This is a genomic window from Mesorhizobium sp. M0909, assembly GCF_040319515.1.
Taxonomy (GTDB): domain Bacteria; phylum Pseudomonadota; class Alphaproteobacteria; order Rhizobiales; family Rhizobiaceae; genus Mesorhizobium.
The window spans coordinates 348,261-355,249 of the sequence record NZ_JAMYOA010000007.1; the positions used below are offsets into that span (position 1 = coordinate 348,261).

Annotated in this window: 10 protein-coding genes; 4 read left to right on the top strand and 6 right to left on the bottom strand. The window is 62.1% G+C overall.

All coding sequences use genetic code 11. The features are described 5' to 3' along the window. Positions 1–224: 224 nt before the first annotated feature. Complete coding sequence (ilvC, locus tag NKH83_RS14345) at positions 225–1,244, bottom strand: ketol-acid reductoisomerase (protein WP_023676662.1); 1,020 nt, start codon at positions 1,242–1,244, stop codon at positions 225–227. 23 nt (positions 1,245–1,267) lie between these two features. Further along, a complete protein-coding gene (locus NKH83_RS14350; protein ID WP_352477520.1) occupies positions 1,268–1,921 on the bottom strand; it encodes a TetR/AcrR family transcriptional regulator in 654 nt (217 codons plus the stop codon). A 157-nt stretch (positions 1,922–2,078) separates the two neighbouring features. Here NKH83_RS14350 and NKH83_RS14355 point away from each other — a divergent pair, with 157 nt between their 5' ends. Continuing rightward, positions 2,079–2,507, top strand: coding sequence for an anthrone oxygenase family protein (locus tag NKH83_RS14355; protein WP_352477519.1), 429 nt, complete (start codon positions 2,079–2,081; stop codon positions 2,505–2,507). Between the two features lie 36 nt (positions 2,508–2,543). Here NKH83_RS14355 and NKH83_RS14360 read toward each other — a convergent pair whose 3' ends face one another. Beyond that, positions 2,544–2,996 (bottom strand): MarR family winged helix-turn-helix transcriptional regulator, encoded by a 453-nt coding sequence (locus tag NKH83_RS14360; RefSeq protein WP_254820706.1) that lies wholly within the window; start codon positions 2,994–2,996, stop codon positions 2,544–2,546. Between the two features lie 101 nt (positions 2,997–3,097). On the opposite strand from NKH83_RS14360, the gene NKH83_RS14365 reads away from it, so the two are divergent. Next, positions 3,098–3,403, top strand: coding sequence for a Rieske (2Fe-2S) protein (locus NKH83_RS14365; RefSeq protein ID WP_254820707.1), 306 nt, complete (start codon positions 3,098–3,100; stop codon positions 3,401–3,403). Between the two features lies 1 nt (position 3,404). Continuing rightward, positions 3,405–4,130, top strand: a complete 726-nt coding sequence (locus NKH83_RS14370; RefSeq protein WP_352477518.1) for a glutathione S-transferase family protein — start codon at positions 3,405–3,407, stop codon at positions 4,128–4,130. On the opposite strand, the gene NKH83_RS14375 is transcribed toward NKH83_RS14370, so the two are convergent. After that, positions 4,078–5,316 carry an FAD-dependent oxidoreductase gene (locus NKH83_RS14375; RefSeq protein ID WP_352477517.1) on the bottom strand — a complete coding sequence of 413 codons (1,239 nt, stop codon included), beginning with the start codon at positions 5,314–5,316 and terminating at the stop codon, positions 4,078–4,080. The two genes, NKH83_RS14370 and NKH83_RS14375, sit on opposite strands and share 53 nt — an antisense overlap. Before the next feature lie 74 nt (positions 5,317–5,390). Next, on the bottom strand, positions 5,391–5,801 hold the full coding sequence (locus NKH83_RS14380; protein ID WP_352466906.1) for a winged helix-turn-helix transcriptional regulator: 411 nt from the start codon (positions 5,799–5,801) through the stop codon (positions 5,391–5,393). 135 nt (positions 5,802–5,936) lie between these two features. Here NKH83_RS14380 and NKH83_RS14385 point away from each other — a divergent pair, with 135 nt between their 5' ends. Continuing rightward, positions 5,937–6,827: an SDR family oxidoreductase gene (locus tag NKH83_RS14385; RefSeq protein ID WP_352477516.1), complete on the top strand. Its 891-nt coding sequence runs from the start codon at positions 5,937–5,939 to the stop codon at positions 6,825–6,827. Positions 6,828–6,870: 43 nt separating this feature from the next. Here the strand turns inward: NKH83_RS14385 and NKH83_RS31635 are convergent. Further along, a partial coding sequence (locus NKH83_RS31635; protein WP_502895575.1) for a KUP/HAK/KT family potassium transporter occupies positions 6,871–6,989 on the bottom strand: 119 nt, incomplete at its 5' end.

Below are 6,989 nucleotides of genomic sequence, written 5' to 3' on the forward strand. Positions count from 1 at the left end.
CGCACAGGCATACCACGGTGATGAGGATAATGCGCCTGTCCACAAGCCTGGGAACCACACAATATTGATGCGAAAAAGCCGGCGGATCGCTCCGCCGGCCTTTCTTGATCGGCAATGAAATTGCGATAGTTCTTGGCCTTATCGACCAGCTTGTTCTTGGAAATCCACCGCGCGCCAGCAGGGCGAAGCCTGAGGACGCGCAACGAAACGAACGTGGATTTCCTTCAGTTCTTGGCCTTGTCGACCAGCTTGTTCTTGGAAATCCACGGCATCATCGCGCGCAGCTTGGCGCCGACTTCCTCGATCTGGTGGCTGTCATTGTTGCGGCGGATGCCCTTGAAGCGCGACATGCCGGCGCGGTATTCCTGCATCCATTCCGAGGTGAACTTGCCGGTCTGGATATCCTTCAGAACGCGCTTCATCTCGGCCTTGGTCTCGGCGGTGATGATGCGCGGGCCCGAGACGTATTCGCCCCATTCGGCGGTGTTCGAGATCGAGTAGTTCATGTTGGCGATGCCGCCTTCGTAGATCAGGTCGACGATCAATTTGACCTCGTGCAGGCACTCGAAATAGGCCATTTCCGGCGCGTAGCCGGCTTCCACCAGTGTCTCGAAGCCGGCGCGGATCAATTCGACCAGACCGCCGCACAGCACCACCTGCTCGCCGAACAGGTCGGTCTCGCACTCCTCGCGGAAATTGGTTTCGATAATGCCCGAACGGCCGCCGCCAACGCCGCAGGCGTAGGAGAGCGCCAGGTCGAGCGCATTGCCCGAAGCGTCCTGGTTGACCGCGACCAGGCACGGCACGCCGCCGCCCTTCTGGTATTCGCCGCGCACCGTATGGCCGGGCCCCTTCGGCGCGATCATCACGACGTCGACCGAGGCTTTAGGCTCGATCAGGCCAAAATGCACGTTGAGGCCGTGGGCAAAGGCGATCGCTGCGCCATCGCGGATGTTCGGCGCGATCTCGGATTTGTAGATGTCGGCCTGCAGCTCGTCGGGCGTCGCCATCATCATCAGGTCGGCCCACTTGGCGGCATCGGCCACGCTCATCACCTTGAGCCCGTCGGCCTCAACCTTCTTGGCGGTCGCCGAGCCGGCCTTGAGGCCGATGGCGATGTCCTTGACGCCGGAATCCTTGAGGTTGAGCGCATGCGCCCTGCCCTGGCTGCCATAGCCGATGATGGCGACCTTCTTGCCCTTGATCAGGTTGAGATCGGCATCGCGATCGTAATAGACACGCATTTTTCTTCCTTCCCGTTTTGAATTCAGAGGCCTTGCGGCCCGGTTTTTGCCCTGTAAAGAGCGAGAAACTGCTGCGTCGCCCGGACGGCATCGCCGCCGATCGCCGCATCAGTCAATTCCAGCCGGTCGCCAAGCAGCAGGCGGATCTGCACGTCACGAGCGACCAGCCCGAAAAAGGTGCGGAACGCCGTCTCAGCATCGGAAAACTCGAGGAAACCAGCTTCCTTGCCTGCCTCGAGCACCGGCTTAAGGCGCCTGGCCAGTGCGAAGCGGCCGTTCTCCAGCACGATGGCGCCGAGATCGTCTTTCCCCGAACTAGCCTGGCCGACCGCCACCCGGTTCAGTGCGATCGAGGTGTCGCTCGAAATTACCTTGAGCCAGTCCGAAGCGAAGCGTTCGAGGCTCGCCGTCAGCGAAGCAAGGTCGAGCCCCTTGCGATCAACCGGCACTACCCGCACCTTGGACGCCTGCCATTGCACCGTCGCCGTCAACAGCCCGTCGCGATCGCCGAACCATTTGTAGAGCGTCTCCTTAGAGCAGCTCGCCCGCCGCGCCACCGCGGTCATGGTCAACTGATCGCCCTCTTCGACCAGCAGGCGAAGGGCGGCGTCGAGCACGGCTTTCTGCCGCTCCGTCAGCGTCTCGCTGGTGTCGATGTCGGTCACAGCGTGCAACACAGTCTTTCTCTCAGGAGGCGAACTCGCCCGCAGTTCACATAGGAGCTCGATAGCGTACCGTACGTTACGGTTCGGCTTTATGGCGTATTGCCCGACCCGGCGCAAGTCTTTATTTCTGTAGCTTGCTCCATGCGGGACAACACGGGAGACAGGGATCATGCTCGCCGGATTGCTTGCCTTGACCGTTACCGCAGTGTTCGCAGGCGCGGCCATCTACGTCAGCGTAGCCGAACAACCGGCGCGGCTTCGCCTTGAGGACAAAGCATTGCTGCAGGAATGGCAGCCTTCCTACAAGCGCGGCGCCGCCATGCAGGCCTCGATCGCCGTCATCGCCTGTATTCTAGGCCTCGTCGCTTGGTGGCTGACCAGCAATCTCGCTTATCTGGCCGGCGCCGTGCTGATCATCCTGCCTTGGCCATGGACGCTGCTGGTGATGATGCCCGCAAATAGGTTGCTGGAGGCGATGGACGCGAACACCATCAATGCTGAAGCTCGGACATTGATCGTCAAATGGGGCAATCTGCATATGGTCCGCGTCGGGCTTGGTGTTCTGGCGACATTGGCATTCCTGTTGGGCAGTGCCTGACCTCGCCAATCGGCGCGTCTTCGCCATGAAGGCGTGTCACTCCGGGGCGGGCGGAACTCGCAGGCGCCCAAGCAGAGCTGACAGCGCATCGAGCTCATCATTGGAAAGCCGGGAGCCGACCAACTCCGCGATCGAGCGGCCGTAGACGGCCCACATGCGGCGACGCGTCTCGCGCCCCTTGTCGGTGACGCGGACGGTTTGCCCGCGGCCGTCATCGGCAACGGGAAGCTTCTCGACCAGCCCGTCGGCTTCCAGCCGCGCCAGCAGCCGGGAGATGTTGTACTGCGCAAACAGGGTGCGCTCGGTGAGTTGGAACGGCCGCAATCCGCCCTCGCCCGCCTCGGCAAGCTCATGCAGGACGTCGTACCACGCAAGCGGCGGCAGGCCACTGTCCTTCAGCGCGTCCTCGGCTCTTTCCAACAACTGGCGCGAAACCCGCATCAGGCGGGCCCAGGCTTTGATTGCTGGAGGTGTAGGAATCCCGGTCATGATTGCATCGTAGGTGATAGATGCAATTGCATCAAGCTTGACGATCGATGCAAATGCATCTATATAGATGCAGTCGCATCAATCATGAGAGACAAATTCCGATGAAGTATGAAATCTGCAGGATCGCCGACGTTCCGGAAACAGGCAGCCTGATCGCTCCGTTCTTCGGCCGCGAGGTCCATGTCTACCGCAGCGGCGAGCGTATCCGCGCTGCCGCCAACGTCTGCCTGCATTTCGGTGGTCCGCTCGACTGCAAGGACGGCAAGCTCGTCTGCCAGTGGCACGGCGCCTCGTTCGACATGGCGAACGGTGATCGCCTCGAAGGCCCGGCGCCGAAGGGCTCCCGCCTGATGTTCCTCTCCACCCGCATCGAGGACGGCGCCTTGAACTATGTCTGGGGAGAGTGAGATGACCGGTAAGCTCATCCTCGTCAGCCACCATCTTTGTCCCTATGTGCAGCGCGCGGCGATTTCACTTCGCGAAAAGGGCGTGCCGTTCGAACGCATCACGGTCGATCTCGCCAACAAGCCTGCCTGGTTCAAGGCGATATCACCGCTCGGCAAGGTGCCGCTGCTTCGCGTTGAGCATGACGGCCAGGAAACGGTGATCTTCGAATCGGCGGTCATCCTCGAATTCCTCGAGGAAACCCAGCCCAATCCACTGCATCCCACCGACCCCTATGCCCGTGCCCGGCATCGCGCCTGGATCGAGTTCGGCTCGGCAATCCTCAATGCCATCGGCCGCTTCTATTCAGCGCCTACGGAAGCCGCGCTGCTCGCTGAAAGCGAGACGCTATCGGCAATGTTCGATCGCCTGGAAGTGGAACGGGCCAATGGCGCGGCTGGGCCATGCTTCGACGGCGAGCGCTTTTCACTGGTCGACGCGGTCTACGGCCCGATTTTCCGCTATTTCGACGTCTTCGACCGGATCGGCGATTTCGGCATCCTGGACGGAAAGCCGCATGTCCAGGTATGGCGCGAGGCGTTGCGCATACGCCCATCCGTGAAGGGCGCGGTCGCTCCCGACTATCCGCAACGCCTCCATGCATTCTTGCAGGCTAAGGGTTCGCACCTTTCGGAAATCATCCGCCAAGGCGATCCGGCCATAGCGCTTCCGCAAGCCCTATCGGCTTGAATGGATTGATCACCGTTCCTGTAACCATGGAAGCAAGAAACTGCGGCGCCGGCGGGACTTTTGCCAGCGTCGCCACCAGCCTGTCGCGGACGAACGGCATCACAATCGAATCCGACTGATAAAACGGCGTCAGCACCAGCGACAGCGCCTGGAAGACCCGCACATGCCATCGCCGCGTCCGGACATAGGCCTCCAGTGCAGTATCGACACGGTCCGTTCCCATGAGTGCGTAGTTGAGCGCGGCTGCATCGAGCAGCGCCATGTTCGCGCCCTGGCCGAGCTGCGGGCTGGTTGAATGGGCCGCATCGCCGATGACAGCCAATAGCCGTCCGGCTGGCGTCTTCATCGTGTGATGGCCATAGCGCGCCAGCGACAGCTGCTCGAAACTGTCGATCTGGTCGATGAAGGCCGCGCATTCAGGCCACAGCCCGACCAATCTCGCCTTCCATGCCTCGAGACCTGCCCCCCAGACGTACTCGGCATCCGCCGGCTTGAGGCTCCAGAAGAATGCCGCCATCTTCTGGGCATCCGGCTCGGGCCGGCCGATTGGCAGCACGCCGATCATCACGCTTGCGCTGTCGTAGCGCTGCAGCAGCGCGTGCTCGTCGAAACCCTCGCCGCGCCAGCCAAGCGATGCCCAGAAAGCGCCATAGGCGAGCGATCGCGGTTCGCCCGGATTGTTCACGCACCGCCGCAGTTTGGAGCGTGAACCGCTGGCGTCCACTACCAGGTCGAACGACCCCATCCGTCGTCCGTTGCCGCAGATCAACGTTGCCCGTTCGCCGATTTCCAGCGTCTCAAGCTCGATACCTGTCTCGATGTGGACCGCTTGGCGCCGGGCGGCGCGGAAAAGCACGCCGAACAGAGCTGCGCGATGTACCGCCAGCCCGAAACGGCCGCCACGCCGAGCATCGTAGCGGACGTCGAGCACTGTGCGGCCGGTCTTGGCATCTGCACCATGCAGGCGGTCTATGCGGCAGCCCAGCGCCAGAATGTCTTCGAGCAGGCCGAGATCGGCAAGCACCGTCAGCCCGGTCGGCTGCAGGATCAGCCCGGACCCGACCGGTTTTGGCTGGTCGAAGCGCTCGAAGATCGTGACCCTGTGTCCGGCGCGCTCGAGATAGAGCGCGGTGGCAAGTCCAGCCGGCCCGGCGCCGGCAATCGCGATATCCAGAGAATTGCCCATCTGCCCGCCCCAACCCAGGCCGGACAATCCTTCAGCGCTGTCGCTAAATCAAGGCGCCGTCTCGGCCTGGAGGCTCAGCCTTCGGCAGCATCGAAAACCTTCCGCGCCTCGCGTACAGCGCCGTGATTGAGCTCGGCCCATTGGATCAGCTGATGCAAGGGTCCAAACATCGAGCGCCCGAGATCGGTGAGGCTATATTCGACGCTGGGCGGCTTGGTCGGGAAGACCTGGCGATGTACATACCCGTCGCGCTGCAGATCGTGCAACGTCTGGGTGAGCATGCGCTGTGAAATATCGGGCACGAGGCGCCGCAACTCGCCGAAGCGGTACGGCTTCTCGGCCAAGGCCTCCATCAGCAGCGAACTCCATTTATTGCTGATCCCCTGGATCACGTCGCGAACCGGGCAATCCGCAAGGTTTCCGCCCCCGCTGCCTGCTTTGTATATCTCGAGCTTCGATCTCAGATTGACGATCTTGCCGTCCATGGCTGGTTCCCTGAGTGTGCCTACCTCCCGCAAAACTGCCTTCTTTACGAGGATGGGTCAATTCCTATTTTAGTGCTGGTCTCTTTTTGAGACTAACATATGCACCCGCCGCTCCGCGCAACGTCAGGACCTTTCATGACCGACACCCTTCTTGTCACCGGCGCCTCCGGCCAGCTTGGCCGCGGCGTCATCAATCATCTGCTTGACACGCTCAAGATCTCCCCTCAGCGCATCATCGCCGCCACCCGCAATCCGGAAAATCTGGCCGATCTGGCAGCGCGCGGCGTCACTATTAGGGCGGCCGACTTCGACGACACCGCATCGTTGGCCAGTGCATTTACCGGCGCCGACAGAGTTCTGATCATTTCGACAAACGAGCTTGCCCTTCCGGGCAAGCGCCTGAAGCAACATGAGACCGCGGTCGCCGCCGCAAAAAGCGCCGGCGTTTCGCATCTGCTCTACACATCGATGCCCAATCCGGAGCCAGGATCGCCGGTGCTGTTTGCGCCCGATCACCACGGCACCGAGCAGGCGATCAAGGCGAGCGGCATTTCCTACACCATCTTCCGCAACGGCTGGTACCAGGAGAACCTGTTCATGGCGCTGCCGCACGCCATCGCCTCGGGGCAGTGGTACACATCCGCCGGAGACGGCCGTATTGCCCATGGCGCGCGCGACGATATGGCCGCGGCGATCGCCGCCGGTCTCGCATCGGGGGCAACCGAAAGCACGACATACACGCTGACGGGTCCGCAGGCCTATACGGTCGCTGAAATCGCGGCCCTCGTCACCGAAGTTACCGGCAAGCCAATCGAGGTCGTCCAGCTTTCCGACGAAGCGCTGACCGGGGGATTGAAGGCAGCCGGCGTCCCCGAAGGTTTCGCCCCGGTCATCGTTTCCTTCGACACCAACACCCGCTCCGGCCGCATCAGCATGGTGACCGACGCGGTCGAGACGCTGTCCGGCAGGAAGCCGCGGCCGCTGAAGCAATTTCTTGAGGCAAACAAGGCGGCTCTGGTGAGCTGAGCCTGACAAATGGCCGTGCCCTTCGAAGGGCACGGCCATTTGTTCAGATAGCCACCTGCGTCCCGATCTCGACCACCCGTCCGGTCGGGATCTGGAAATATTCCGTTGCATCGGCCGCCGAGCGCGCCAGCCCGATGAACAGCTTGTCCTGCCAGACCGGCA